The organism is Ensifer sp. 1H6, from assembly GCF_001976035.1.
Classification (GTDB): domain Bacteria; phylum Pseudomonadota; class Alphaproteobacteria; order Rhizobiales; family Rhizobiaceae; genus Ensifer; species Ensifer canadensis.
This window is the reverse complement of sequence record NZ_MOAI01000056.1, coordinates 1-25,574: the sequence shown is the minus strand read 5'-3', so window position 1 is coordinate 25,574 and position 25,574 is coordinate 1. Positions and strand designations below refer to the sequence as shown.

General features: G+C 60.2%; 38 protein-coding genes and 3 pseudogenes. 10 read left to right on the top strand and 31 right to left on the bottom strand.

The annotated features are described in order from the left end of the window. The 8 genes and pseudogenes from BKP54_RS33820 to BKP54_RS33785 all read left to right on the top strand — a co-directional run. Positions 1 to 285: pseudogene (locus BKP54_RS33820) on the top strand (S-(hydroxymethyl)glutathione dehydrogenase); the annotation flags it as partial. 80 nt (positions 286 to 365) lie between these two features. Further along, positions 366 to 806 carry a YaiI/YqxD family protein gene (locus tag BKP54_RS33815; protein ID WP_025426699.1) on the top strand — a complete coding sequence of 147 codons (441 nt, stop codon included), beginning with the start codon at positions 366 to 368 and terminating at the stop codon, positions 804 to 806. A 40-nt stretch (positions 807 to 846) separates the two neighbouring features. Then, positions 847 to 1,494, top strand: a complete 648-nt coding sequence (locus tag BKP54_RS33810) for a DUF1345 domain-containing protein (RefSeq protein WP_025426698.1) — start codon at positions 847 to 849, stop codon at positions 1,492 to 1,494. 25 nt (positions 1,495 to 1,519) lie between these two features. Then, on the top strand, positions 1,520 to 2,353 hold the full coding sequence (fghA, locus tag BKP54_RS33805) for an S-formylglutathione hydrolase (RefSeq protein ID WP_025426697.1): 834 nt from the start codon (positions 1,520 to 1,522) through the stop codon (positions 2,351 to 2,353). A gap of 26 nt (positions 2,354 to 2,379) precedes the next feature. Further along, on the top strand, positions 2,380 to 2,757 hold the full coding sequence (gene crcB / locus BKP54_RS33800; RefSeq protein WP_057210904.1) for a fluoride efflux transporter CrcB: 378 nt from the start codon (positions 2,380 to 2,382) through the stop codon (positions 2,755 to 2,757). Positions 2,758 to 2,794: 37 nt separating this feature from the next. Then, on the top strand, positions 2,795 to 3,787 hold the full coding sequence (locus tag BKP54_RS33795; protein ID WP_025426695.1) for an RluA family pseudouridine synthase: 993 nt from the start codon (positions 2,795 to 2,797) through the stop codon (positions 3,785 to 3,787). Next, positions 3,787 to 4,452, top strand: a complete 666-nt coding sequence (locus BKP54_RS33790; RefSeq protein WP_025426694.1) for an HAD-IA family hydrolase — start codon at positions 3,787 to 3,789, stop codon at positions 4,450 to 4,452. The genes BKP54_RS33795 and BKP54_RS33790 overlap by 1 nt, the downstream gene beginning before the upstream one ends. Beyond that, on the top strand, positions 4,445 to 5,230 hold the full coding sequence (locus tag BKP54_RS33785; protein WP_025426693.1) for an ATP12 family chaperone protein: 786 nt from the start codon (positions 4,445 to 4,447) through the stop codon (positions 5,228 to 5,230). Before BKP54_RS33790 ends, BKP54_RS33785 begins: the two co-directional genes overlap by 8 nt. A 60-nt stretch (positions 5,231 to 5,290) precedes the next feature. Here the strand turns inward: BKP54_RS33785 and sugE are convergent, their stop codons facing one another. From sugE to BKP54_RS33770, 3 genes and pseudogenes are all read right to left on the bottom strand, one after another. Next, positions 5,291 to 5,605 carry a quaternary ammonium compound efflux SMR transporter SugE gene (gene sugE, locus BKP54_RS33780; protein WP_025426692.1) on the bottom strand — a complete coding sequence of 105 codons (315 nt, stop codon included), beginning with the start codon at positions 5,603 to 5,605 and terminating at the stop codon, positions 5,291 to 5,293. A 227-nt stretch (positions 5,606 to 5,832) separates the two neighbouring features. After that, positions 5,833 to 7,139, bottom strand: a pseudogene (locus BKP54_RS33775) (replication-associated recombination protein A). Continuing rightward, positions 7,136 to 8,533, bottom strand: a complete 1,398-nt coding sequence (locus BKP54_RS33770; RefSeq protein WP_025426690.1) for a DegQ family serine endoprotease — start codon at positions 8,531 to 8,533, stop codon at positions 7,136 to 7,138. The pseudogene BKP54_RS33775 and the gene BKP54_RS33770 overlap by 4 nt, the downstream one beginning before the upstream one ends. 198 nt (positions 8,534 to 8,731) lie before the next feature. Between BKP54_RS33770 and msrP the strand changes: the two genes are divergently transcribed. Both msrP and msrQ read left to right on the top strand, forming a co-directional pair. After that, positions 8,732 to 9,679: a protein-methionine-sulfoxide reductase catalytic subunit MsrP gene (gene msrP / locus BKP54_RS33765; RefSeq protein WP_084815644.1), complete on the top strand. Its 948-nt coding sequence runs from the start codon at positions 8,732 to 8,734 to the stop codon at positions 9,677 to 9,679. Positions 9,680 to 9,681: 2 nt separating this feature from the next. Continuing rightward, entirely contained in the window at positions 9,682 to 10,344 is a 663-nt protein-coding gene (gene msrQ / locus BKP54_RS33760) for a protein-methionine-sulfoxide reductase heme-binding subunit MsrQ (protein WP_025426688.1), read from the top strand. Between the two features lie 40 nt (positions 10,345 to 10,384). Here the strand turns inward: msrQ and rplQ are convergent, their stop codons facing one another. From rplQ to tuf, 28 genes and pseudogenes are all read right to left on the bottom strand, one after another. Then, positions 10,385 to 10,810 carry a 50S ribosomal protein L17 gene (gene rplQ / locus BKP54_RS33755; RefSeq protein WP_025426687.1) on the bottom strand — a complete coding sequence of 142 codons (426 nt, stop codon included), beginning with the start codon at positions 10,808 to 10,810 and terminating at the stop codon, positions 10,385 to 10,387. Between the two features lie 44 nt (positions 10,811 to 10,854). Then, positions 10,855 to 11,865 carry a DNA-directed RNA polymerase subunit alpha gene (locus tag BKP54_RS33750; protein ID WP_025426686.1) on the bottom strand — a complete coding sequence of 337 codons (1,011 nt, stop codon included), beginning with the start codon at positions 11,863 to 11,865 and terminating at the stop codon, positions 10,855 to 10,857. A 103-nt stretch (positions 11,866 to 11,968) separates the two neighbouring features. Beyond that, on the bottom strand, positions 11,969 to 12,358 hold the full coding sequence (gene rpsK / locus BKP54_RS33745; RefSeq protein ID WP_003536496.1) for a 30S ribosomal protein S11: 390 nt from the start codon (positions 12,356 to 12,358) through the stop codon (positions 11,969 to 11,971). A gap of 228 nt (positions 12,359 to 12,586) precedes the next feature. After that, entirely contained in the window at positions 12,587 to 12,955 is a 369-nt protein-coding gene (rpsM, locus tag BKP54_RS33740) for a 30S ribosomal protein S13 (protein ID WP_025426685.1), read from the bottom strand. A 231-nt stretch (positions 12,956 to 13,186) separates the two neighbouring features. Further along, positions 13,187 to 13,765: an adenylate kinase gene (locus BKP54_RS33735; protein WP_025426684.1), complete on the bottom strand. Its 579-nt coding sequence runs from the start codon at positions 13,763 to 13,765 to the stop codon at positions 13,187 to 13,189. Further along, on the bottom strand, positions 13,762 to 15,102 hold the full coding sequence (gene secY / locus BKP54_RS33730; protein ID WP_025426683.1) for a preprotein translocase subunit SecY: 1,341 nt from the start codon (positions 15,100 to 15,102) through the stop codon (positions 13,762 to 13,764). Before secY ends, BKP54_RS33735 begins: the two co-directional genes overlap by 4 nt. Before the next feature lie 233 nt (positions 15,103 to 15,335). Next, positions 15,336 to 15,806 (bottom strand): 50S ribosomal protein L15, encoded by a 471-nt coding sequence (gene rplO, locus BKP54_RS33725; RefSeq protein WP_025426682.1) that lies wholly within the window; start codon positions 15,804 to 15,806, stop codon positions 15,336 to 15,338. Between the two features lie 13 nt (positions 15,807 to 15,819). Then, positions 15,820 to 16,023, bottom strand: coding sequence for a 50S ribosomal protein L30 (gene rpmD, locus BKP54_RS33720; RefSeq protein WP_025426681.1), 204 nt, complete (start codon positions 16,021 to 16,023; stop codon positions 15,820 to 15,822). 12 nt (positions 16,024 to 16,035) lie between these two features. Continuing rightward, entirely contained in the window at positions 16,036 to 16,605 is a 570-nt protein-coding gene (gene rpsE / locus BKP54_RS33715) for a 30S ribosomal protein S5 (RefSeq protein WP_025426680.1), read from the bottom strand. A gap of 128 nt (positions 16,606 to 16,733) precedes the next feature. Then, the gene (gene rplR / locus BKP54_RS33710; protein ID WP_025426679.1) at positions 16,734 to 17,096 is read right to left on the bottom strand and encodes a 50S ribosomal protein L18; all 363 of its coding nucleotides are present in this window, start codon (positions 17,094 to 17,096) and stop codon (positions 16,734 to 16,736) included. A gap of 12 nt (positions 17,097 to 17,108) precedes the next feature. Then, positions 17,109 to 17,642: a 50S ribosomal protein L6 gene (gene rplF / locus BKP54_RS33705; protein WP_025426678.1), complete on the bottom strand. Its 534-nt coding sequence runs from the start codon at positions 17,640 to 17,642 to the stop codon at positions 17,109 to 17,111. A 40-nt stretch (positions 17,643 to 17,682) separates the two neighbouring features. Then, the gene (rpsH, locus tag BKP54_RS33700; RefSeq protein ID WP_025426677.1) at positions 17,683 to 18,081 is read right to left on the bottom strand and encodes a 30S ribosomal protein S8; all 399 of its coding nucleotides are present in this window, start codon (positions 18,079 to 18,081) and stop codon (positions 17,683 to 17,685) included. Positions 18,082 to 18,093: 12 nt separating this feature from the next. Next, positions 18,094 to 18,399: a 30S ribosomal protein S14 gene (gene rpsN, locus BKP54_RS33695; RefSeq protein ID WP_025426676.1), complete on the bottom strand. Its 306-nt coding sequence runs from the start codon at positions 18,397 to 18,399 to the stop codon at positions 18,094 to 18,096. A 34-nt stretch (positions 18,400 to 18,433) separates the two neighbouring features. Beyond that, a complete protein-coding gene (gene rplE / locus BKP54_RS33690) occupies positions 18,434 to 18,991 on the bottom strand; it encodes a 50S ribosomal protein L5 (protein ID WP_025426675.1) in 558 nt (185 codons plus the stop codon). Continuing rightward, entirely contained in the window at positions 18,984 to 19,295 is a 312-nt protein-coding gene (gene rplX, locus BKP54_RS33685) for a 50S ribosomal protein L24 (protein ID WP_025426674.1), read from the bottom strand. The genes rplE and rplX overlap by 8 nt, the downstream gene beginning before the upstream one ends. A gap of 14 nt (positions 19,296 to 19,309) precedes the next feature. Next, positions 19,310 to 19,678: a 50S ribosomal protein L14 gene (gene rplN, locus BKP54_RS33680; RefSeq protein WP_003536525.1), complete on the bottom strand. Its 369-nt coding sequence runs from the start codon at positions 19,676 to 19,678 to the stop codon at positions 19,310 to 19,312. A gap of 178 nt (positions 19,679 to 19,856) precedes the next feature. Next, positions 19,857 to 20,093, bottom strand: coding sequence for a 30S ribosomal protein S17 (gene rpsQ / locus BKP54_RS33675; RefSeq protein ID WP_025426673.1), 237 nt, complete (start codon positions 20,091 to 20,093; stop codon positions 19,857 to 19,859). A 12-nt stretch (positions 20,094 to 20,105) separates the two neighbouring features. After that, the gene (gene rpmC / locus BKP54_RS33670; protein ID WP_025426672.1) at positions 20,106 to 20,306 is read right to left on the bottom strand and encodes a 50S ribosomal protein L29; all 201 of its coding nucleotides are present in this window, start codon (positions 20,304 to 20,306) and stop codon (positions 20,106 to 20,108) included. A 12-nt stretch (positions 20,307 to 20,318) separates the two neighbouring features. Beyond that, entirely contained in the window at positions 20,319 to 20,732 is a 414-nt protein-coding gene (gene rplP, locus BKP54_RS33665) for a 50S ribosomal protein L16 (RefSeq protein WP_025426671.1), read from the bottom strand. A 39-nt stretch (positions 20,733 to 20,771) separates the two neighbouring features. Next, positions 20,772 to 21,485 (bottom strand): 30S ribosomal protein S3, encoded by a 714-nt coding sequence (rpsC, locus tag BKP54_RS33660; protein WP_025426670.1) that lies wholly within the window; start codon positions 21,483 to 21,485, stop codon positions 20,772 to 20,774. Further along, the gene (gene rplV / locus BKP54_RS33655; protein WP_025426669.1) at positions 21,485 to 21,874 is read right to left on the bottom strand and encodes a 50S ribosomal protein L22; all 390 of its coding nucleotides are present in this window, start codon (positions 21,872 to 21,874) and stop codon (positions 21,485 to 21,487) included. Before rplV ends, rpsC begins: the two co-directional genes overlap by 1 nt. Positions 21,875 to 21,876: 2 nt before the next feature. Next, on the bottom strand, positions 21,877 to 22,155 hold the full coding sequence (gene rpsS, locus BKP54_RS33650; RefSeq protein WP_025426668.1) for a 30S ribosomal protein S19: 279 nt from the start codon (positions 22,153 to 22,155) through the stop codon (positions 21,877 to 21,879). Positions 22,156 to 22,170: 15 nt separating this feature from the next. Continuing rightward, positions 22,171 to 23,010, bottom strand: a complete 840-nt coding sequence (rplB, locus tag BKP54_RS33645) for a 50S ribosomal protein L2 (RefSeq protein ID WP_025426667.1) — start codon at positions 23,008 to 23,010, stop codon at positions 22,171 to 22,173. A 43-nt stretch (positions 23,011 to 23,053) separates the two neighbouring features. Continuing rightward, positions 23,054 to 23,347 (bottom strand): 50S ribosomal protein L23, encoded by a 294-nt coding sequence (locus BKP54_RS33640; RefSeq protein ID WP_025426666.1) that lies wholly within the window; start codon positions 23,345 to 23,347, stop codon positions 23,054 to 23,056. Then, on the bottom strand, positions 23,344 to 23,964 hold the full coding sequence (rplD, locus tag BKP54_RS33635; RefSeq protein ID WP_025426665.1) for a 50S ribosomal protein L4: 621 nt from the start codon (positions 23,962 to 23,964) through the stop codon (positions 23,344 to 23,346). Before rplD ends, BKP54_RS33640 begins: the two co-directional genes overlap by 4 nt. 12 nt (positions 23,965 to 23,976) lie before the next feature. Then, entirely contained in the window at positions 23,977 to 24,663 is a 687-nt protein-coding gene (gene rplC / locus BKP54_RS33630; protein ID WP_025426664.1) for a 50S ribosomal protein L3, read from the bottom strand. Between the two features lie 140 nt (positions 24,664 to 24,803). Then, complete coding sequence (gene rpsJ / locus BKP54_RS33625; RefSeq protein ID WP_003507767.1) at positions 24,804 to 25,112, bottom strand: 30S ribosomal protein S10; 309 nt, start codon at positions 25,110 to 25,112, stop codon at positions 24,804 to 24,806. Positions 25,113 to 25,428: 316 nt separating this feature from the next. Continuing rightward, positions 25,429 to 25,574: pseudogene (gene tuf / locus BKP54_RS33620) on the bottom strand (elongation factor Tu); the annotation flags it as partial.

Sequence of the window (25,574 nt, the reverse complement as noted above, 5' to 3'; positions counted from 1 at the left end):
GCCTCGCATCGCGGCTGGGGCAAGTCGGTGGTCATCGGCGTTGCCGGTGCCGGCCAGGAAATCTCCACCCGTCCGTTCCAGCTCGTCACCGGTCGCAGCTGGATGGGCACCGCCTTTGGCGGCGCCCTCGGCCGCACCGACGTGCCGAAGATTGTCGACTGGTACATGGAAGGCAAGATCGAGATCGATCCGATGATCACCCACACGATGCCGCTCGAAGACATCAACAAGGGCTTCGAGCTGATGCACTCCGGCGAGAGCATCCGCAGCGTGGTTCTCTACTAAGCTTAAAATCCGATTCAGGAAAGCGCCGGAATCGATTGTATTCCGGCGCTTTTTCGGTCCATTTGAGAAACGGATTCAGGATGATCTATGTCGATGCCGATGCCTGCCCGGTGAAGGCGGAAGTGCTGAAGGTGGCCGAGCGCCATGGCTTCAAGGTGACCTTCGTCGCCAACTCGGGCCTGCGACCGTCGCGCGACCCGATGGTCCACAACGTCATCGTGTCGGCAAGCTTCGACGCCGCCGACGACTGGATCGCCGAACGCGCGCATGAGGGCGATATCGTCGTGACTGCCGACGTGCCGCTTGCGGTTCGTTGCGTGGCCGCCGGCGCATTCGTCACCGGCCCGTCCGGGCGCGTCTTCGACAAGAGCAATATCGGCATGGCGTCTGCCATGCGCGACCTTGGCCAACACCTGCGCGAGACCGGCGAAAGCAAGGGCTACAATGCCGCCTTCACGCAACGCGACCGTTCGACCTTCCTCGAGACACTTGACCGACTCGCGCGCCAGACGAAAAAGTGAGGCGCGGCGTCAATCCGCAAGGGATCGCAGGGGCACTCCGATGACAGCGACGACAAGGCTCAGGCACTGGCCGTTCTACACCGCGCTCCCCTGTGCTCTTGCCAGCCTGCCCGTCATGTGGTTTGCCGCGCCGCGCTATAGTTTCGAAGTCTCAGCCGTCACTTTTTTCTGCGTCTACCTGATCATGAGCGCCCGGCGGCTGCGGATGATGACGGGCAAGCATCTCAAGACGCATGCGAGAAACACCGACGAACCCGAAGCGGTGATTTTCCTGGTCACTTTCGCAGCGGCCGCCACGGCGCTGGTCTCGCTGTTCTTCGCGTTGAACGGCGAAAGTAAGGGGCCAACGCTCGAACTGGCGCTAGCCTTTGCCTCGGTCGTTCTCGGCTGGGCGACCATCCACGTGATGGCGGCCATGCACTATGCCCATGTCTATTGGGTGCCTGACGACGGCGCGCAAACCCCTGCCCCGCAGCGCGGCCTCGATTTTCCCGAGACGCCGGAACCCGGCGGCTATGATTTCCTCTATTTTTCCTTCGTGATCGGCATGACCGCCCAGACTTCGGACGTCGCCATCACCACCACGGCGATGCGGCGCATCAACCTGATGCACGCCATCGTCTCCTTCTTCTTCAACACCGTGCTTGTCGCCGCTGCGGTCAACGCGGCCGTGCAACTCGCCGGCTGATCCCACGATATCCAAGGAGCATTTGATGAAAGTCCTTTCTCAGAACACCGCATTTGGCGGCATGCAGGGCGTCTTCTCGCACGAATCCGCGGCCTGCAAGGGCGAGATGACGTTTGCTGTCTTCGTCCCGCCACAGGCGATCAAGGAGCCGCGGCCGGTGCTCTGGTATCTCTCGGGCCTCACCTGCACCCATGCCAACGTGATGGAAAAGGGTGAGTACCGCCGTATGGCAGCCGAGCTCGGGCTGATCGTCGTCTGCCCCGACACCAGCCCGCGCGGCACGGAAGTTCCCGACGAACTCACCAACTGGCAGATGGGCAAGGGCGCAGGCTTCTACCTCGATGCCACGCAAACACCGTGGTCCGAGCACTATCAGATGTACAGCTACATCACCGAGGAGCTGCCGGCCTTCGTCAGCCAGCATTTTCGCATCGATATGAGCCGGCAGGGCATTTTCGGCCATTCGATGGGCGGTCACGGTGCAATGACCATCGCGCTCAAGCATCCGGACCGTTTCCGCAGCTGCTCGGCCTTTGCGCCGATCGTCGAGCCGTCGACGGCCGACTGGTCCATCGGCGCCTTCGAGAAATACCTCGGCGAGGACAGGGCCGCCTGGCGGCAATACGATGCCTGCGCGCTGGTCAAGGATGGTGCCCGCTTCCCGGAGTTCCTGATCGACCAGGGCAAGGCGGACAGTTTCCTCGACAACGGCCTGCGGCCATGGCTCTTCGAGGAAGCGATCAAGGGAACCGGCATCGACCTGACGCTGCGCATGCATGAGCGCTACGATCACTCCTATTACTTCATCTCGACCTTCATGGGCGATCATCTGAAGTGGCACGCCGAGCGGCTGGCCTGATCCCAGTGAAACGGCCGGAGGCTGCGATGTCCCAACTTCTTCTCGTCGGTGCCGGCGGCGCCATCGGATCGATGGCCCGCTATCTTGTCGGCCTTTGGACGGTTCAACGATGGGGCCCGGCCCTTCCATGGGGAACGCTCATGGTCAACGTCACCGGCTCGTTCCTGATCGGCTTGCTTGCGGAGCTGATCATGCGCAAGTTCGGCGCTTCGCCGGAGATGCGACTGTTCCTGATCACCGGCGTGCTGGGCGGTTACACCACCTTTTCGGCTTTTTCACTGGACGCCATTATGCTGCTCGAGCGTGGCGATGCTGCACTCGCGCTCGGCTACATCGCCGCCAGCATCGTGCTTTCGATACTGGCGGTGTTTGCCGGGCTGGCCCTGATGCGCGCAATGGTCTAAAGGCTGCCTCTAAAGAACAGGAAGCAGGTTCGCTGAGATGGCAGGCATAGAACACAAGCAGGTGGACGGCGACGAGGCAGGCATGCGCCTCGATCGCTGGTTCAAGGTGCATTTCCCCGGACTGGGTTTCGGTCCGCTGCAGAAGCTGCTGCGCTCGGGCCAGATCCGTGTCGACGGCGGCCGCGTCAAATCCGACACGCGCCTGCAGACGGGCCAGACGGTCCGCATCCCTCCGCTTAACGTCGACGCCAAGGAGATAAAGACTGGCCCGATCGCCGGACGCGACCTTCGCCACTCGCCCGACGGGGAATTGCTGTCGCGCATGGTGCTGCACGAGGACGCGAAGGTTATCGTGCTGAACAAGCCGGCTGGGCTTGCGGTACAGGGCGGCTCCGGCGTCAACCGACACATCGACAAGATGCTCGAGGCATGGACCAACCAGCGTGGCGAAAAACCCCGTCTGGTTCATCGCCTCGACCGCGACACCTCCGGCGTTCTGGTGATTGCCCGCACGCGTGGCGCCGCGCAGAAGCTGACGGCTGCCTTCCGCGAGCGCGACACCAAGAAGACCTATTGGGCACTGGTGAAGGGCGTCCCGCGCAAGCGCGAGGACCGCATCTCGACCTGGCTGGTCAAGGAACAGACGCCGGACGGCGACCGCATGCGCATCGCCAAGCACGGTGAAGATGGCGCCGACCACGCCATTTCCTACTACCGTGTGCGCGAGCAGGCAGCACAGAACCTCGCCTGGCTGGAGATGGAGCCCTATACCGGCCGTACCCATCAGCTACGCGTGCATGCGCTGCACATCGGCCATCCGATCCTCGGCGACCCGAAGTATTTCGACGCCGATTTCAACTGGAGCCTGCCCGGCGGCATGCAGAACCGGCTGCACCTGCACGCACGCCATATCGATATCCCGCACCCGGATGGCGGTCGCCTGCGGGTGACTGCGCCGCTGCCGCCGCACATGGTCCAGAGCTGGAACCTGCTAGGCTTCGAAGAGAACGAGCCCGGCGAGGACGACTGATGAAACTGGCGCTTTTCGATTGCGATGGCACGCTGGTCGACAGCGGCGGTCTGATCCACGAAGTGATGGCACGGACCTTCGAAGCCTTCGAACTCGATCGACCCGAACTTTCCGCGACCAAGGGCATCATCGGCCTGACCCTTGACATCGCCATTGCTCGCCTGCTCGGACACGAGCATGTCGACGACCAGGCGCTGGCAATGACGGCCCATTACAAGGCGATTTTTGCCGGCGTGCGCGGCGAATCCGGATTTCAGGAGCTGCTGTTTCCCGGCATCGCGGAGATGATGCAGACGCTGTCCGGCCGCGACGAGCTGCTGATTGGCGCGGTCACCGGCAAATCGCGCCGCGGTCTGACGCATATCGCCGAGACCCACGGCTTCGACCGGATATTCTTCGTCTCGCGCACGGCCGACGACTGCCCTTCAAAGCCGCATCCAGCAATGGTCTCGGAATGCTGCTCGGAAGCCGGGATTGATCCGAGCGATACTGTCGTCATCGGCGATGCGATTTATGATATGCAGATGGCGAAGGCCGCCGGCGCCGCCGCCATCGGTGTTGCGTGGGGTTATGCCGACGTACCGGATCTCGTCGAGGCGGGGGCCGACTACATTGCACGGACGCCGGCCGACATCATGGAGTGGATGGAACACTATCATGCCTGATATTCGCGATGAACTCAGCGGTGCGTTGAGCCACGAGGACCCGGTCCGGCGCGCACAGATCCAGATGCTGAAGCCGCTGCCCAAGCGCTTCTACAAGGACGTCAGCATCGGCACTTCGGAAGACGGCGGCCACAGCGTGCTGCTTGACGGCCGACCGGTGCGCACGCCGGCGAAAAATCTGCTTGCGGTCCCGACCCTGAAGCTTGCCGAAATGCTGGCAGCCGAATGGGATGCGCAGGTCGAGGTCATCGACCCCGCCAAGATGCCGGTCACCCGGATCGCCAACACGGCGCTCGACGGTGTGGCGAAGGACCAGCGCTCGGTTTTCGAGGACATCTTACGTTTCGCTGGAACCGACTTGCTCTGCTACCGCGCGTCCAGCCCGGAAGGGCTCGTCGGACGGCAGAACGCCGTCTGGAACCCGGTGCTCGAATGGGCTGCGCAGTCGCTCGGCGCCCGCTTCATTCTGGCCGAGGGCGTCATCCACCAGGAACAGCCCGGTGAGGCAATCACCGCCTATGCAGAGGGCCTGCGCGCCTTTGCGACGCCGCTCGGCCTGACCTGCGTGCATACGATCACCACCTTGACCGGCTCGGCGCTGCTCGCGGTTGCGTTCGCGTCCGGCCGGCTGACCGCCGAACAGGCTTGGATTGCAGCCCATGTCGATGAGGACTGGCAGATCGAGCATTGGGGCACAGACGAGGAAGCGTTCAAGCGCCGCGAGGGCCGCTGGCAGGAGATGCAGGCGGCGACTGCCGTCCTCGACGCGCTGCGATAGCGGCGCGCCGGAACAGGCTGCGAAAGTCAGCTGCCCTTGCGAGAGATCTCTGACGTTGCGTTAGGCAGAAAGCTTCAGCCCGGCAATACCGGCAACGATCAGCGTGATGCAACCGAGGCGGACGAACGTCGCCGGCTCGGCAAAGAGGAAAATGCCGAGAATGACGGTACCGACCGTGCCGATGCCGGTCCAGACGGCATAGGCCGTGCCGAGCGGCAGCGTTCGGACCGCCAGACCAAGCAAGGCGATGCTAAGGATCATCGAACCGACGGTCAGGACCGTCGGCGTCAGCCGCGTGAAACCGTCGGTGTATTTGAGACCGATTGCCCAGCCGATTTCGAGGATACCGGCAAGCAGGAGGATTAACCAGGCCATTTCAAACTCCTAGAGTATGGAGCGAGGCCGTCCCCGCGGATGTTCGGTATCGAAAGTCTCAAAACCGTGCAGCCGTCTGCAACGCGGGTTCTATCTCACGGTTTTCTGACGGCAGCAAGATATGCCCGGGCAAATCAGCCCTGCACGCCCGGCAAGGCTTAAGCATTTCCAGCAAAAAGTGCGAAGCGGTTTCCCGCCAGGAAATGCGTCGCAACAGAGAGATGGAGTCAGCTCCGCTCACGCCGCAGCTTTGCCCACCATTCCAGCCGCTTGCGGATCTCTCGCTCGAAGCCGCGTTCCGGCGGGTCATAGAAGGTCTTGCGTCCCATCTTTTCCGGGAAATAGTCCTGGCCCGAAAACGCATCGGGCTCATCGTGGTCGTAACGATAGCCGTCGCCGTAGCCCTCGCCCTTCATCAACTTGGTCGGCGCGTTCAGAATATGCTTCGGCGGCAGAAGCGAACCGTTTTCCTTGGCCGCCCGCATGGCCGCTTTGTAAGCCATGTAGACACCATTCGATTTCGGTGCGGTCGCGAGATAGACGCAGGCCTGGGCCAACGCCAGTTCTCCTTCCGGCGAACCGAGATAATCATACGCATCCTTGGCGGCATTGCAGATCGCCAGTGCCTGAGGATCGGCAAGGCCGATATCCTCCACCGCCATGCGGACGAGGCGCCGTCCGAGATAGAGCGGATCCTCGCCGGCATCGAACATTCGGCAGAGATAATAAAGTGCCGCATCCGGGTCGGAGCCGCGCACCGATTTGTGCAGGGCCGAAATCAGGTTGTAGTGACCGTCCTGCCCCTTGTCGTAGACCGGCGCTCGTCGCTGCACGATCCTCTGCAGCGCGTCGACATCGAAGATCTCGTCCGCCCGCGCGGCGCGCCAGACCTCCTCGGCCAGCGTGAGCGCGCCCGGCCGTCGCCATCGGCCATCCGGATCAGGCTTGCCCGGGCGTCCTCATCCAGCGGAAGAGGTTTGCCTTCCGTCTCTTCGGCGCGCTTCAGCAATTCTCGCAGGCTCTCTTCTCCATGCGGCTTGAACGTCAGCACACGGGCGCGTGACAAGAGAGCGGCGTTGAGTTCGAAAGACGGATTTTCTGTCGTCGCCCCGACCAAGATGACCGTGCCGTCTTCCATGACGGGCAAGAAGCTGTCCTGCTGGGCACGGTTGAAACGATGAATCTCATCGACGAAGAGCAAGGTCTGGCGGCCCGACATCCGCCGGGCCCTTGCCGATTCGAAAACCTTCTTGAGGTCGGCGACACCGGAAAAGATCGCCGAGATCTGCTCGAAGGCAAGCCCCGCCTCGCCCGACAGCAGCCGGGCGACCGTCGTCTTGCCCGTTCCAGGCGGTCCCCAGAAGATCATCGATCCGAGCGAGCCCGATGCGATCATGCGCGTCAACACGCCATCCACGCCCGTCAGGTGTTCCTGGCCGGTGACTTCGGACAGCGTGCGCGGCCGCAGACGATCGGCAAGCGGTCTTGCCGAGGTCATTTCCGGCGGCTCGGAGGACGAGAAGAGATCGCTCATCGGAAGAACTGACGAATGATCTGGCCATCGCGCTCGATTTCGACGCGCCAGAAGGAGGCACCCTCGGCCATCACGCTCTCCAATGTCTTCGAACTGTCGATCGACGCGCCGTTGACGGAGCGGATAATATCCTTCGGCGCCAGTCCGATGCGCGCGGCGGGCGAGCCACGGTTGATCTCGGTAACGACGACACCCTGCAGCGAGGTCGACATGCGCAGTTCGTCGGCCAATCGGGGAGAGAGATTGGCTACGACCGCACCGGCAAACGGATTGCGGCCCTCGATGAGGCGCTCGTCGCGGGGCGACGTCTCCGGTGCACGGTCGAGCTTCAGGCTGACATCGTGCGGTTTGCCGTTTTCGGAAACGGTGACGCGGGCCTCGTGGCCAATACCGACCGTGGTCAGGCGGTAGCCGAGGGCATCGGGATGTTCCACGGCGATGCCGTTGACCGCTGTGATCACCTGCCCCGGCTTGATGCCAGCTGAGGCTGCGGGCCCGTCGGTGACGACGGCGGTGACAAGCGCGCCGCGAGCGCGATCAAGGCCAAGAGCTTCCGCGACTTCTGAGGTCACGGGCTCGAAGGACGCGCCGATGAACGGACGCACGAAGGAGCCATTGCCGCCCTCGGCGGAGGCGACAAACACCTTTACCAGATTGGCAGGGATGGCAAAGCCGACGCCGTTCGAGCCGCCGCCCTTGGAGAAAATCGCGGTATTGATGCCGATCAGCGCACCGTTCATGTCGATCAGGCCACCGCCGGAATTGCCGGGGTTGATGGCGGCGTCCGTCTGGATGAAGAAGCCGAAATCGCCCGACGAAATCTGATTGCGGGCGAGCGCGGAAACGATGCCGCTCGTCACCGTCTGCCCGACGCCGAAGGGATTGCCGATCGCCAGAACGATATCGCCGACCTCGACCGCATCGGAATCGCCGATCGGGATGATGTCGAACGGACCATCGGACTGGATCTTCAGGACCGCAAGATCGAGGCGGTCATCCTTGAGCACGATCTTGCAGGGATATTCGCGGCCATCGGCAAGCGCCACCTTGATATCGTCGGCGCCTTCTATGACGTGGTTATTGGTAACGACGATGCCGTTCTTGCCGACGATCACGCCGGATCCGAGCGACGACTGCTTCTCGCTGCGGTTCGGCATGCGCTGCCCGAAGAACTCTTCGAAGAAGGGATCGCCCGAGAAGACCGACCGGCGCTCGACCACGCGCTCGGCATAGACGTTGACGACCGCATTCGCCGTCTGCTTGACCAGAGGCGAGAAGGAAAGCTGCATCTCGGTGCGCGACTGGGGCACGACCTTCGCATCCTGGGCCATTGCCGGACAGGCGAGAGAGACAGCGAGAACGAGCGTCGCAAGCGCCCTTGAACCAAAGATCATATGAAGCCTTCTCCTATTCGTCGCGGCTACGTTCAGATAGGATTTCGCAGGAAAAAAGGCAAACGTCACTGCGAGATACGCAAAGTCGGCGCCATCACGTAGAACGCACGAAAACGTGGTTATCCGCCTCTTTCTCAGTGATCGAAACTCTGGTCAGTTTGAGCAGACAAGACCCACACGTTGAAAGCGGAAAAGATCATGCCGGCCTATCGTCCACCGAGAATCGCATCGTCCGAAATCACGCCGGAGAGCTGCTTTCTCTCGCGCCGCGCCTTTCTAGCGACGACGGCAGGTGGTTTGCTGATTGCAGGCACTGGCGTCGGTTCGGTCCAAGCGGCTGCACTCGCCGCACCCAAGGGCAGATACACCGTCGAGGAGGATCTGACGCCGGAGGCCGACGTCACCGGCTACAACAATTTTTATGAGTTCGGGACCGGCAAGGCCGATCCTTCGGCCAACTCGGATACCTTCAAACCGACCCCATGGACCGTGAAGGTCGATGGTCTTGTCGGCAAGCCGAAGGAATTCGGGTTGGAGGAGCTTCTGGCGCTTCCAATCGAGGAGCGTGTCTACCGGATGCGTTGCGTCGAAGCCTGGTCGATGGTCATTCCCTGGACCGGGTTCCCGCTCGCAGCCCTGCTCGACAAAGTCGAGCCACTCGGCAATGCGAAATATGTCTCATTCGAGACCGTGGTGCGCCCCGAGGAGATGCCCGGCCAATCAGGCTTCTTTCAGGCTTTGCCCTGGCCTTACCGCGAGGGTCTGCGCCTCGACGAGGCGCGCCATCCGCTCACCATTCTCTCGGTCGGCGTCTATGGCAAGACCCTGCCAAATCAGAACGGTGCGCCGATCCGACTGGTCACTCCTTGGAAGTATGGCTTCAAGGGTATCAAGTCGATCGTGCGAATCTCGTTGACGGAAACGCCGCCGCCTTCGACATGGAACCTGTCGGCACCCAATGAGTACGGCTTCTATGCGAATGTTAACCCGACCGTCGACCATCCACGCTGGAGCCAGGCGACCGAAAACAGGATCGGTGGCGGTGGTTTCTTCGGCGCCAACCGACGCGATACCCTGCCCTTCAATGGCTATGCGGAAGAAGTCGCCGGTCTCTATGCCGGCATGGACCTGAGAGCGAACTTCTAAGAATGCCCAAGCTGCCCGCCCTGCCGAAACGCTTTCACTCCGCGTCCGTCTGGGGATTGTACGGGCTGGGCCTCTGTCCGGCCCTTGCCGCCTTTTACCTCGGCGCCACCGGACGCCTGCCTGGAAACCCCGTCAAGGAATTCGAGCACCTGCTCGGCATCTGGGCGCTGCGCTTTCTGGTCGCCACGCTGGCGATCACCCCCATCCGCGATATCTTCGGCGTCAACTGGCTGCGCTACCGGCGCGCACTCGGGCTGCTGGCGTTCTACTATGTGGTGATGCACTTCCTGGCCTATTTCCTGCTCGACCAGGTCCTGAACATCCCCGCCATCATCGCCGACATCGCCCGGCGCCCGTTCATCACCATCGGAATGGCCGGGCTGCTGATGCTCATCCCCCTGGCGCTGACATCCAACAATTGGTCGATCCGTAGGCTCGGCAGCAAATGGAACCAGTTGCACAAGCTTGCCTATGTGATCGCCGCGGCGGGAGCGCTGCATTTCGCCATGTCAGTCAAGGTGGTCGGCCTCGAGCAGATGACCTATCTGGCTTTGGTCACCTTGCTCCTTTGCTGGCGCCTGGTGCGCAAGCCCTATCTGAAGCGTAAACGGCAGGTCGCCAACCGACCGATCCGGACAGCGGAAACAGAAAAAGCGGCCGGGTGACGAACACCCGGCCGCTTTCAATTCAGCTTACCTGAAAAGATCAGGCTGCTTCTGCGGCGTCAGCTTCAGCTGCGACGCGAGCGCGATCCTTCGCACCCTTTGCATCGGTGTCGCGGTCAACGAATTCGATGACGGCGAGAGCAGCGTTGTCGCCCTGGCGGAAACCAGCCTTCATGATACGCAGGTAGCCGCCGTTGCGGGTGGCGTAACGCGATGCGATCGTGTCGAACAGCTTCGAAACGACAGCGGCGTCGCGGATCTGCGAGATCGCCTGACGACGAGCATGCAGGTCGCCGCGCTTGCCGAGAGTGACGAGCTTTTCAACGATCGGGCGGATTTCCTTAGCCTTCGGCAGGGTCGTAACGATCTGCTCGTGCTCGATCAGCGAAGCTGCCATGTTGGCAAACATCGCCTTGCGGTGGCTGGCGGTTCTATTCAGCTTGCGGCCGGCTTTACCGTGGCGCATTGCTATTCTCCTTCACTTGCAGGCATCTGCCCGCAGTCTAATGGTTAGTATTGGTCTTCGTAACGCTTGGCGAGATCTTCGATGTTCTCAGGCGGCCAGGACGGCACTTCCATGCCGAGGTGCAGGCCCATGGAAGCGAGAACTTCCTTGATTTCGTTCAGCGACTTGCGACCAAAATTCGGCGTGCGGAGCATTTCTGCTTCGGTCTTCTGAATGAGGTCGCCGATGTAGACGATGTTGTCGTTCTTCAGGCAGTTGGCCGAACGGACGGAAAGTTCCAGTTCGTCGACCTTCTTGAGAAGCGCCGGGTTGAAGGCGAGCTCGGTGACTGCCTCTTCCTCTGCTTCCTTCTGCGGCTCGTCGAAGTTGACGAAAACCGACAGCTGGTCCTGAAGGATGCGGGCCGCAAACGCGATCGCATCTTCACCGGTGACGGAGCCGTCCGTCTCGATGGACATCGTCAGCTTGTCATAATCAAGAACCTGGCCTTCGCGGGTGTTTTCCACCTTGTACGAGACCTTCTTGACCGGCGAGTACAGGCTGTCGACCGGGATGAGGCCGATCGGAGCATCTTCCGAACGGTTACGGTCAGCCGGAACGTAGCCCTTGCCGTTGTTGACGGTGAACTCCATGCGGATTTCAGCGCCCTCGTCGAGGGTGCAGATCACATGGTTCGGGTTGAGGATTTCGATGTCGCCAACCGTCTGGATGTCACCGGCGGTTACAACGCCCGGACCCTGCTTGCGCACAACCATGCGCTTTGCGTCGTCGCCATCCATCTTGATGGCGATTTCCTTGATGTTGAGCACGATGTCCGTCACGTCTTCCCGAACGCCCGGGATAGAGGAGAACTCGTGCAGGACGCCGTCGATCTGCACCGCGGTAACAGCAGCACCGCGAAGCGACGACAGCAGCACGCGGCGAAGCGCGTTGCCGAGCGTCAGACCAAAGCCGCGTTCAAGCGGTTCCGCGACCAACGTTGCCTTGGTGCGGCCCGAGGAGATGAACTCCACCTTGTTCGGCTTGATCAGTTCCTGCCAATTTTTCTGGATCATGTTTTGTGCCTTCCGTTCGTTGTCACCATCCAATCGTGACAACCGAGCCCCGAAGTCCGGGAGCACGCCGAAGCGCCCTCACCGGCATTTTGAACGCAAATGATCAGACGCGGCGCTTCTTGCGCGGGCGGCAACCGTTGTGCGGGATCGGGGTCACATCGCGGATCGAGGTGATCATGAAGCCCGCAGCCTGCAGCGCGCGAAGTGCGGATTCACGGCCGGAACCCGGACCGCAAACTTCAACTTCAAGCGACTTCATGCCGTGTTCCTGGGCCTTCTTGGCGCAGTCTTCAGCGGCGATCTGAGCGGCAAACGGGGTCGACTTACGCGAGCCCTTGAAACCCTTGGCACCGGCAGACGACCAGGCAATTGCGTTGCCCTGTGCGTCGGTGATGGTGATCATGGTGTTGTTGAACGACGAATTGACGTGCGCGACGCCAGACGTGATGTTCTTGCGTTCGCGACGGCGAACGCGGGTGGCTTCCTTGGCCATAGGATCCCTTTCTTAGATCTCTGCACCGCCGTAATTCCAGCGGCTCCACCGGGAAAGGAATTTTCGTCCCCTGCCCTGCTTCTTCAGTTTCATCCAGGACCGGTGGAACCGGCCCTGCAGGCATTTCGCAAAACCGGTTAGGCAATGCGACGGTCGGGCAACGCCCTTCCCAAACTGCAAAAGGAGGCCGGCGCGTGCGCCAGCCTCCCAATCTCCCTATTCGGGAAATTACTTCTTCTTACCGGCGATCGCCTTTGCCGGACCCTTGCGGGTGCGGGCATTGGTGTGGGTACGCTGACCGCGCACCGGCAGGCTGCGGCGATGACGCAGGCCGCGGTAGCAGCCCAGGTCCATCAGACGCTTGATGTTCATCGACGTGTCGCGACGCAGGTCACCTTCAACCTGGTAGTCGCGGTCGATCGTTTCGCGGATCTGAAGAACTTCAGCGTCCGTCAACTGATGCACGCGGCGATCAGCCGGAATACCGACCTTCTCGACGATTTCCTGTGCGAATTTCGGTCCGATCCCGTGAATGTAGGTCAGCGCGATAACAACGCGCTTTGCCGTCGGGATGTTGACGCCAGCGATACGTGCCACGTCTATTCTCCTTGCGTTCCAGTTGCCATCCGGCAATAGGTGCTTCGTTACGCGACCTCAAGAGCCGCACGTTGATTGAGGTTCGAGACACGTCAAAACCGACCGTACCCGGACTTCGTTTCGTTGAAGACCGCGCCGATCGCTCCCATGTCGCGAGTTGGCGCTGTCTTTGGCGGAATCAGCCGGAAAAGTCAACTCCCCGGCGGTTCCTTTTCGGCAAAGACCCAGGGTCTAGGCCAGAATCTTCTCGATCTGTGCAGTCACGGCGTCTACATCGGCCATGCCGTCGACCGTCTTAAGCTCACCGGTGCCGGCATAGTGCTCCGACAAAGGTGCGGTCTTTTCCCGATATTCCGTCAGCCGACGCTTGAAGGCTTCCGGATTATCGTCCGATCTGACCGAGCCGCCCGCAGCGATAGTTTCCGCTACGCGATTCTCCATACGCTTTACAAGCGCCGTCTCGTCGACCTTGAGCTCGATCACGGCATCGAGCTTCAAGCCCTTGCCTTTAAGCATCTGGCCGAGAGCGACCGCCTGCGGGACCGTGCGCGGATATCCGTCGAGGATAAAGCCGTTGGCACAATCCGGGGCGTCGATCCGGTCCGACACGATCTCGTTGACGATCGCATCAGAAACGAGCTGTCCGGCGTCCATAACAGCCTTGGCGCGCTTGCCGACGTCGGTCGCCTGGGCGACGGCCGCCCGCAGCATGTCACCTGTGGAAAGCTGCGGAATACCGTACCTCTCCGTCAGAAGCTTGGCTTGTGTCCCCTTGCCAGCTCCGGGCGGTCCCAAAAAAATCAGTCTCATCGTCCCCTCTTTCCTCCGCGCAGCTTCGACTTCTTGATCAGCCCCTCATACTGCTGAGCGATGAGGTGACCCTGGATCTGTGCTACCGTATCAAGGGTAACGCTGACAACAATCAAAAGCGACGTACCACCAAGGTAGAACGGCACGCCAGTCTGGGCGATGAGGATTTCGGGCAGGATACAGACGAAGATCAGGTAGATCGCTCCAAGCACGGTGATGCGCGTCAGAACGTAGTCGATGTATTCAGCCGTACGCTCGCCCGGGCGGATGCCCGGAATGAAGCCGCCATGCTTCTTCAGATTGTCGGCTGTGTCCTTCGGATTGAAGACGATGGCCGTGTAGAAGAAGGCGAAGAACGCAATCATGCCGCCGTAGAGCACCATGTAGAGCGGCTGGCCGTGACCGAGCGCGCTGACGATAGATGTGGCCCAGCCGGGCAACGCCGCGGTGTTGGCAAAACCAGCAAGCGTCGCCGGCAGCAGCAGCAGCGACGATGCGAAGATCGCCGGGATAACACCCGCAGTGTTGAGCTTCAGCGGCAAGTGCGACGTGTCGCCCTGGAACATGCGGTTGCCGACCTGGCGCTTCGGATACTGGATCAGAAGACGACGCTGGGCGCGTTCGACGAAGACGATGAGCGCGATGACGGCAACGACCATGACGATGATCGCCAGGATCAACGGGGTCGAAAGCGCACCGGTGCGGCCAAGCTCGAGCGTTCCGGCAAGAGCCGTCGGCAGATGGGCGACGATGCCGGCGAAGATGATCAGTGAGATGCCGTTACCGATGCCCCGCGATGTGATCTGCTCGCCGAGCCACATCAGGAACATCGTGCCGCCGAGCAGCGAGATAACCGTGGAAATACGGAAGAACCAACCCGGATCGTTCACGAGGCCGTTGCCGCTCTCAAGGCCGACGGCAATGCCATAGGCCTGCATGACGCCGAGAAGCACCGTGCCGTAGCGGGTGTACTGATTGATGATCTTGCGACCCTGCTCGCCTTCTTTCTTCAGCTGTTCCAGCGCCGGAACGACGGAGGTCATCAGCTGAACGATGATCGAGGCAGAGATATAGGGCATGATGCCGAGCGCGAAGATCGCCATGCGCTCCACTGCGCCGCCCGAAAACATGTTGAAGAGCCCGAGAATGCCGCCGCTCTGGCCTTGGAAGGCCTGCGCAAACGCGTCCGGGTTGAGGCCGGGCAGCGGGATATAGGTGCCAAGACGGTAGACCAAAAGCGCACCAAGCGTGAACCACAGTCGTTTCTTCAGATCTTCCGCCTTGGCGAAAGTCGAGAAATTCAGGTTCGAGGCGAGCTGTTCCGCTGCAGAAGCCATGCAATTCTCCGCGTACCAAATCTCGGAATCAGCGGGAGTACCCTGTCCGTTCCGGAAGGACTAACTTTTCGTCTTGAAAACCGGACGCGAGGCGATTGTGTCTGCAATCGGATGCCTCACCGTGGTTTCCGCTATGTCCGCCGAGGCGAGCGATTCGCCATCGCGGACGTGAGGCTCACATATGGGAGCAAAACCGCCCGGAGTGAAGCACCCCGGGCGGTTGATCAGTAATATTATTCGGCAGCAGCCGAAAGCAGCTTGATGGAGCCGCCAGCCTTTTCGATCTTTTCGATCGCCGGCTTGGAAGCACCTGCAACTTCGAGCGAGATCTTCGCCTTCAGTTCGCCATCGGCCAGGACGCGAACGCCGTCCTTTTCGCGACGGATCACGCCGGCAGCCTTGAGAGCTGCTGCATCGACGGTCTTCGAAGCGTCAAGCTTCTTGGCGTCGATAGCCGTCTGGATGCGGCCGAGCGACACGACAACAAACTCCGAAGCGAAGATGTTGTTGAAGCCGCGCTTCGGCAGACGACGGTAGATTGGCATCTGGCCGCCTTCGAAGCCGTTGATGGCAACGCCCGAACGAGCCTTCTGACCCTTCACACCGCGACCGGCAGTCTTGCCGGAGCCGGAACCGATGCCACGGCCAAGACGCTTGCGGTTCTTGGTCGAGCCTTCGTTGTCCTTGATTTCATTCAGTTTCATGAGCTTATCCCCCTCACTTCTCGTCGACGACGCGAACGAGGTGCTGGACCGACCGGATCATGCCGCGAACAGCTGGGGTATCTTCCAGCGTGCGAACCCGGTGCATCTTGTTGAGGCCCAGGCCGATGAGCGTCTGACGCTGTACGGCCGGACGGCGAATGGGGCTACCGATCTGCTCGACGGTAACCGTCTTCGCAGCGTTTTCTTTCTTAGCCATCTGTCAGCTCCCTTATTCTTCGGAAGCAGCGCCGGAGGAAACACGACGAGCCTGGAGCGTGGCGTACTTCATGCCGCGCTGAGCTGCGATGTCCTTCGGGTGCATCTGGTTCTTGAGGGCGTCGAACGTTGCGCGAACCATGTTGTACGGGTTCGACGAACCGGTCGACTTAGCGACGACGTCGTGAACGCCGAGCGTTTCGAAAACGGCGCGCATCGGGCCACCAGCGATGATACCGGTACCGGCCTTGGCCGAACGCAGCAGCACCTTGCCGGCGCCGTGACGGCCGTGAACGTCGTGATGCAGGGTACGACCACCACGCAGCGGGACGAAGATCAGATCGCGCTTGGCGGCTTCCGTTGCCTTGCGGATGGCTTCCGGCACTTCGCGCGCCTTGCCATGACCGAAGCCAACGCGGCCCTTCTGGTCGCCAACGACGACGAGAGCTGCGAAACCGAAACGACGACCGCCCTTCACCACCTTGGCGACGCGGTTAATTGCTACGAGCTTATCGACAAATTCGCTGTCGCGCTCTTCGCGGTTCTGGCGATCTTCGCGAGAACCCCTTCTTTCCTGTGCCATTGTCCTTTTCCTTTTTCTTTTCCGGGTGCAATCGGCAGATTGACAAAAGTCGCCCCCGTCCTGTGGATCGGAAGCGACCGGAAACTTATGAGGGTTCCAGGCGGGCGCAAGGCCCGCCTGGCAACCGATCAGAAGTTCAGACCACCTTCACGTGCAGCTTCGGCCAAAGCCTTGATGCGACCATGATAGATGAAGGCGCCACGATCAAAGACAACGTCCTTGACGCCAGCCTTTACGGCGCGCTCAGCGATGAGCTTGCCGACGGCAGCAGCAGCTGCCGCGTCAGCGCCCGTCTTCAAAGACGAACGCAGATCGGTGTCGAGCGTGGAGGCAGACGCAAGCGTCTTGCCGGCCACGTCGTCGATAACCTGTACGTAGATGTTCTTCGACGAGCGATGAACCGACAGGCGCGGACGGCCATTCGCGACCGCCTTGATTTGACGGCGCACGCGGTTGGCGCGACGCACAAGAGTATCTTTCCTGCTAGCCATTTCGCGTGATCCTTACTTCTTCTTGCCTTCTTTGCGGACAATCCGCTCGCCGGCATACTTGACGCCCTTGCCCTTGTAGGGCTCGGGGCCGCGGTATTCGCGGATTTCCGCTGCAACCTGGCCGACCTGCTGCTTGTTGATGCCGGAGACGACGATTTCCGTCGGCTTCGGTACAGCGATCGTGATGCCTTCCGGCGTCTGGTAGACCACGTCGTGGCTGAAACCGAGTGCCAGCTGCAAGTTCTTGCCCTGCAGCGAAGCGCGGTAACCAACGCCGTTGATTTCGAGCTTGCGCTCGTAACCGTCCTTAACACCCTTCAGGATGTTCTCGATCATCGTGCGGGACATGCCCCACTTGGAACGAGCATCCTTGCTCTGGTTGAGCGGCTGTACAACAACCGCGTTGTCTTCGAGCGCTACCGATACTTCGTCGTTTGCAACAAAGAACAGTTCGCCCTTAGGGCCCTTCGCCGTTACCTTCTGGCCATCAACGCTTGCCGTGACGCCTGCAGGAACTTGAACGGGCTTTTTACCGATACGAGACATTTTTATACCTGTCTGTTCGCTATGGAGATCATGTTACGTCTTAGAAGACGGAGCAAAGAATCTCGCCACCAACATTCTGTTCGCGTGCCTGATGATCGGCCATCACACCCTTCGGAGTCGAAAGGATGGTGATGCCGAGGCCGTTCGCGACCTGCGGAATGGACTTAACCGAGACATAAACTCGGCGGCCCGGCTTGGAAACGCGTCCGATCTCACGGATTACGGAAGCGCCTTCGTAGTACTTCAGTTCGATGTTCAGCTCGGCCTTGCCGTTGCCAAATACGACTTCAGAGTATCCACGGATGTAGCCTTCAGCCTGAAGGACATCCAGAACACGTGCGCGGAGCTTCGAAGCCGGCGTGGAAACGCTCGACTTGCGGCGTGCCGCGCCGTTACGGATACGGGTGAGCATATCGCCCAGCGGATCAGTCATTGCCATGTGCCCGTCTCCTTACCAGCTCGACTTGACAATACCCGGCACGCGGCCGGAATTGCCCAGTTCGCGAAGCGCAATACGCGACATGCGAAGTTTACGATAGTAGGCGCGCGGACGGCCCGTAACTTCACAACGGTTGCGGATGCGGGTCTTGGATCCATCACGCGGCAGTTCAGCCAGCTTGATGGTTGCCTTGAACCGCTCTTCGATCGGCAGAGACTGGTTCATGATGATTGCCTTCAGAGCGGCGCGCTTAGAGGCTTGCCCGGCAACCAGTTTGCGGCGGCGCTTGTTCTTTTCAACTGCGCTCGTTTTCGCCATAACAGTTATCCTTCTTTACGCTTGTCGTTACGGATTACTGACGGAACGGGAAGTTGAACTCTGTGAGCAGAGCGCGTGCTTCGTCGTCGTTAGTAGCCGTCGTGCAAACGATGATGTCCATGCCCCACATCTGATCAACCTTGTCGTAGTTGATCTCAGGGAACACAATGTGCTCCTTGACGCCCATGGCGAAGTTGCCACGGCCATCGAAGGACTTCGGGTTGAGGCCACGGAAGTCGCGAACACGCGGAAGAGCGATGTTCACGAGACGATCCAGGAACTCATACATCCGAACGCCGCGCAGGGTAACCTTGGCACCAATCGGCATGCCTTCGCGCAGCTTGAAGCCAGCGATGGAGTTGCGAGCGCGGGTGATTACCGGCTTCTGACCAGCAATCGCAGCGAGGTCGGCAGCTGCGACGGTCGGCTTCTTGGAGTCGCCGGTCGATTCGCCAACACCCATGTTGATGACGATCTTGTCGAGGCGCGGGATCTGCATTTCGTTGGCGTAGGAGAACTTCTCCTGCATAGCCGCACGAATACGCTCGACATATTCCTTCTTGAGCCGGGGCTCATAAGCGGACTTAGCCATCGATCACTACTCCCGAACGCTTGGCCACGCGGACCTTCTTGTCACCGTCGATCTTGAAGCCGACGCGGGTCGGCTTGCCGTCCTTCGGATCGGCAATCGCGATGTTCGAAAGATGGATCGAGGCTTCCTTGTTGATGATGCCGGCTTCCTGGCTCTGGGTCTGGCGCTGGTGACGCTTCACCATGTTCACGCCACGCACTACAGCCCGATCTTCCTTCGGCATAACCTGTACGACTTCGCCGGTACGGCCCTTGTCCTTACCGGTGAGAACGACGACCTTGTCGCCTTTACGAATCTTTTGCATCTCTCAACGCTCCCTTAGAGTACTTCCGGAGCCAGCGAGATGATCTTCATGTGGTTCTTGGCGCGAAGTTCGCGCGGAACCGGTCCGAAGATACGGGTGCCGATCGGCTCTTTCTTGTTATCGATAAGAACGGCTGCGTTTGTGTCAAAACGAATGACGCTGCCATCCGCACGGCGGATGTCTTTCGCGGTGCGAACGACAACAGCCTTCATGACATCACCCTTCTTCACGCGGCCGCGCGGAATGGCTTCCTTGATCGAAACGACAATGATGTCGCCGATCGACGCGTACTTACGCTTGGAGCCGCCCAGCACCTTGATGCACATGACACGACGTGCGCCGGAATTATCCGCCACGTCGAGGTTTGTTTGCATCTGAATCATGTCAGGTCGCCTTCTTGTTGTTACCAGGCCGGTTGGGTCTAGACCCCCTCGCCCGGCTTATTGTGCCTATCTCAAAGCAAAAGAACGCCCGGACTCGAGCGTTCCTCTACTTCAATTGCGTGCTTCATACAGATATTTGCCCAAGACGCAAGGGTCTCGCGGTCAAATCCCGTAGAAATCAAGCCTGGGCGGCAACCACCGTCCAGCGCTTATCCTTGGAGATCGGCGCGCATTCCTCGATGGAAACAACGTCACCAACCTTGTACTGGTTGTTTTCGTCGTGCGCCTTGTACTTCTTCGAACGGCGGACGGTCTTCTGGAGAATCGGGTGCGCAAAGCGGCGCTCGACTCTGACGACGACGGTCTTGTCGTTCTTGTCGCTGACGACTGTGCCCTGCAGAATGCGTTTCGGCATATTTTGTGGTCCTTAGGCCTTGGCTTCTGCCGCCTTCTGGCGGGCAATTGTTTTGACGCGTGCGATGTCCTTACGGACTTCGTCAATACGCGACGACTTTTCGAGCTGGCCGGTTGCCTTCTGGAAACGCAGATTGAACTGCTCTTTCTTCAGCTTGGCAAGCTCTTCGTTGAGTTGATCGGCGCTCAGAGCGCGAACATCTGCGGCTTTCATGAGATTCACTCCTTACTCTGCGATACGCTGCACGAAGCGCGTCTTGACAGAGAGCTTGGCAGCACCAAGACGAAGTGCCTCACGGGCGAGTTCTTCGCTGACACCATCGATCTCGAACATCATACGACCAGGCTTGACCTTGCATGCCCAGTATTCAACCGAGCCCTTACCCTTACCCATGCGGACTTCGGTAGGCTTGGCGGTGACCGGAACGTCAGGGAACACACGGATCCAGACGCGGCCGGCACGCTTCATATGGCGGGTGATCGCGCGGCGGGCCGCTTCGATCTCGCGCGCATTGACGCGGTTTGGTTCTTGAGCCTTCAGGCCGAATTCACCAAAGGAAAGATCAGATCCGCCCTTGGCTACGCCCTTGATGCGGCCCTTGAATTGCTTGCGATACTTCGTACGCTTTGGCTGCAACATTTTTTTTAATTCTCCGATATTGGCTGCCACGCGCGCATGTTACGCGTTTTCGCGACGACGGTCTCTGCTGCTGCCGCCCTGGTTGTCACTCTCGATCGCGCGACGCTCGGAAGCCATCGGATCGTGCTCAAGGATCTCGCCCTTGAAGATCCAGACCTTGATGCCGCAGATACCGAAAGCGGTTTGAGCTTCAGACGTACCGTAGTCGATGTCCGCACGCAGAGTGTGCAGCGGAACGCGACCTTCGCGGTACCATTCGGTACGAGCGATTTCGGCACCACCGAGACGACCGGCGCAGGTGATCTTAATGCCTTCGGCGCCAAGACGCATGGCCGACTGAACAGCGCGCTTCATCGCACGGCGGAAAGCCACGCGGCGCTCGAGCTGCTGAGCGATCGACTGGGCAACGAGCGTTGCGTCAACTTCCGGCTTGCGCACTTCAACGATGTTGAGGTGGGTTTCGGAGTTGGTCATCTCGGAAAGCTTCTTGCGGAGCTTTTCGATGTCTGCGCCCTTCTTGCCGATGATCAGGCCCGGACGAGCCGAGTGGATCGTTACGCGGCACTTCTTGTGCGGACGCTCGATCACGACCTTGGCAATGCCAGCGGCCTTCAGCTCTTCCATCAGGTAAGCGCGGATCTTCAGGTCTTCGTGAAGAAGCTGACCGTATTCCGCGTTATCAGCGAACCAACGGCTATCCCAGGTCCGGTTGATGCCGAGACGGAAACCGATCGGATTAATCTTCTGGCCCATTATGCGGCCTCCCCTTTGGCTTCCACTTCACGAACGACGATCGTCAAGTGAGAGAACGGCTTTTCAACACGCGATGCACGGCCGCGACCACGAGCGTGGAAGCGCTTCATCACAATCGACTTGCCAACATACGCCTCAGCGACGATGAGCGAATCAACGTCGAGGTCGTGGTTGTTCTCAGCGTTTGCGATCGCGGATTCAAGCGTCTTCTTGACCGTTTCCGAGATCCGCTTGCGCGAGAACTCGAGTTCGGCCAGAGCGCGCTCGACCTTCTTGCCGCGGATCATCGCTGCAACCAGGTTGAGCTTCTGGGGGCTGACGCGGATCGTGCGCGCAATTGCCTGCGCTTCATTATCCTTCAGCCGGCGTTCGGCTTTTGCCTTGCCCATTGTTACTTCCTCTTTGCCTTCTTGTCCGCACCATGACCGTAATAGGTCCGGGTCGGAGAGAATTCACCGAACTTGTGTCCGACCATTTCTTCTGACACCGAAACGGGAACATGCTTGTTGCCGTTGTAGACGCCGAAGGTGAGACCCACGAACTGCGGAAGGATCGTGGAGCGACGGCTCCACATTTTGATCACTTCGTTACGACCGCCGTCACGAACCTTCTCAGCCTTCTTGAGAAGATAGCCGTCAACAAACGGACCTTTCCATACTGAACGAGCCACTTGAGACTTCCTCTCTTACTTCTTGCGCTGGTGACGCGACCGCATGATGAACTTGTCGGTCGACTTGTTGGAGCGCGTCCGCTTGCCCTTCGTCGGCTTGCCCCAAGGGGTAACCGGGTGGCGACCACCGGACGTACGGCCTTCACCACCGCCGTGCGGGTGGTCAACCGGGTTCATGACGACGCCGCGAACGTGCGGCTTCTTACCGCGCCAGCGCGAACGACCAGCCTTACCGTCATTGATGTTGCCGTGATCGGGGTTCGATACAGCACCGATGGATGCGAGGCAAGAGCCGTGCACGAGGCGCTGTTCACCCGAGTTCAGGCGAAGGATTGCCATGCCCTGGTCACGACCAACGAGCTGCGCGTAGGTACCGGCCGAGCGAGCCAGCTGGCCGCCCTTACCCGGCTTCATTTCCACGTTGTGGATGATGGAGCCGACCGGGATGAACTGCAGCGGCATGGTGTTGCCGGGCTTGACGTCGACTGCTGCCTTTTCCGAAGCGATGACCTTGTCGCCGGCAGCGAGACGCTGCGGAGCGAGGATGTAGGCCTGTTCGCCATCGGCGTAGGTTACCAGCGCGATGAACGCGGTGCGGTTCGGGTCATATTCCAGACGCTCGACGGTGCCTTCTACGTCGAACTTGCGACGCTTGAAGTCGACCAGACGGTAGGTCCGCTTGTGACCGCCGCCCTGGAAGCGAACGGTGATACGGCCGAGGTTGTTGCGACCGCCCTTGGAGTGCAGACCTTCGGTCAGCGCCTTTACCGGCTTGCCCTTGTAGAGGCCGGACCGGTCAACGATGACCAGCTGGCGCTGGCTCGGGGTCGTCGGATTGAAACTTTTCAATGCCATTTTATTGTTCCCTTTTGGGTTTTTACCCTAATGGGCCTATCCGTTAGAGACCGGTGGAGACGTCGATGGACTGACCGTCGGCGAGCGTGATGATCGCCTTCTTCACGTCCTTCTGCTTTCCGGTAAAGCCGCGGAACCGCTTGGTCTTGCCCTTGCGGACGAGCGTGTTCACGGCCGTAACCTTGACGCCGAACAGAGCTTCGACAGCAGCCTTGATTTCAGGCTTCGAAGCACCCTTGGCGACGTTGAAGACGATCTGGTTCTGTTCGGAAACCAGCGTCGACTTTTCAGTGATCGAGGGAGACACGATCACGTCGTAGTGGCGAAGATCCGTCATTTGAACCGCTCCTCCAGAGCTTCCACGGCAGCCTTGGAAAGCACGAGCTTGCCACGGCGCAGAATGTCGTAAACGTTGATGCCCTGAACCGGCAGAACGTCCACATTCGGGATGTTCTGAGCGGCGAGCTTGAAGTTGTTCTCGATTTCAGCGCCGCCGATGATCAGAGCATTGGTCAGACCGAGCGAGGCGAATACGCCAGCCAGGGTCTTCGTCTTTGCTTCTGCGGCAACGAGATCATCGAGAACGATGATGTTTTCAGCCTTCAGCTTGGCAGACAGAGCGTGGCGAAGGCCGAGTGCACGAACCTTCTTCGGCAGGTCATGGGCGTGGCTGCGAACAACCGGGCCATGAGCCTTACCACCGCCACGGAACTGTGGAGCACGAGCGGAGTGGTGGCGGGCGCGGCCCGTACCCTTCTGCTTGTACATCTTGGCGCCGGTGCGCGAAACTTCCGCGCGGCCCTTGGCCTTGTGTGTGCCCTGCTGCTTCTTAGCGAGCTGCCAGCGAACGACGCGGGCGATGATGTCTTCACGGGGTTCGAGACCGAAAATGGCGTCCGAAAGGGAAACCTTTCCCGCGTCCTTGCCCTCGAGGGTTTTGACGGTGAGATCCATTATTCGGCTCCCTTACTTCGATGCTTCGGCGCGCACGGCCGCGGGGCGCGGTGCGCCTTCCGGGGTGCCCGACTTGATGGCGTCACGAACGACGATCCAGGCACCCTTGGAGCCGGGGACAGCGCCCTTGACCAGGATCAGACCGCGGTCTTCATCGGTCGATACGACTTCGAGGTTCTGCGTGGTGACGCGCGTCTGGCCCATGTGACCAGCCATGCGCTTGCCCTTCCAGACGCGGCCCGGATCCTGGTTGGAACCGGTCGAACCATGCGAACGGTGCGATACGGAAACGCCGTGCGTTGCACGCAGACCGCCGAAGTTGTGGCGCTTGATGGCGCCGGCAAAGCCCTTACCGATCGTGGTACCGGTGACGTCGACGAGCTGGCCCGCAACGAAATGGTTGGCGGTCAGTTCGGAGCCGATGTCGATCAGATTGTCCGCGGAAACGCGGAATTCGACGAGCTTCGCCTTCGGTTCGACGTTGGCGGCAGCAAAGTGGCCGCGCATCGCCTTCGGCGTGTTCTTGACCTTGGCAGTGCCGGCGCCCAACTGGACAGCGGTATAGCCGTTCTTGTCGTCCGTGCGCTGGGCTACCACCTGGCAGTTTTCCAGCCGCAATACTGTTACCGGGATATGCTCGCCGGCGTCGTTGTAGACGCGCGTCATTCCCACTTTCTGTGCAATCACACCTGAACGCATCGGTTCATTCCTCTTGAGAGTTAACGTCGGGGCGAACCCCTTCGCATCTCTTGTTTAAGGTCTCCCTCTGATCCTTGCGGAACGCCGGGTCGCCCGTTTCTGGAAGCCGTTGGACCGAAGCCCACGTACCTTCCTTGTTATTAAAGCTTAATTTCCACGTCGACGCCGGCAGCGAGGTCGAGCTTCATCAGCGCGTCAACGGTCTGCGGAGTCGGATCTACGATATCGAGAAGGCGCTTGTGGGTACGCATTTCGAACTGTTCGCGGCTCTTCTTGTCGACGTGCGGCGAACGGTTGACCGTAAATTTTTCAATGCGCGTCGGCAGCGGTACTGGACCGCGCACGCTGGCACCGGTGCGCTTGGCCGTCGAGACGATTTCGCGTGTCGAGGCATCGAGGATCCGGTGATCAAACGCCTTGAGGCGGATGCGGATGTTCTGGCCGTTCATACGACTTATCCTTGTTCATGTTAGTTGCGGTTTCCGTGGAGAAACGCGCATTGAACTTCGTTTGATGTTCGGCCAGTCCGCTAATTTTTCAAAGATCGGAGGGACAAGGTTTCCCCTGCCCCTTCCTATTTGAGCGGCCGTGGCCGGCCTGTACTTTCGCGATCGCACTATGCCGACGCACCATGCAAATCACGCTTGCGCGCCATTTGCACTATTTCGGCGTCGTCGGCAAGCCGTGCGACCAACTAAATCATGCTGGGCGGCTATGTCCGAGGCGCATAACAATGCGCCTCGCCTCATTCCGCCCGTTCGCCGATTACTCGACGATCGAAGCGACGATGCCGGCGCCGACGGTACGGCCACCTTCGCGGATAGCGAAGCGCAGCTTTTCTTCCATCGCGATCGGAACGATCAGCTCAACGGCAACCGTGACGTTGTCGCCAGGCATAACCATTTCCGTGC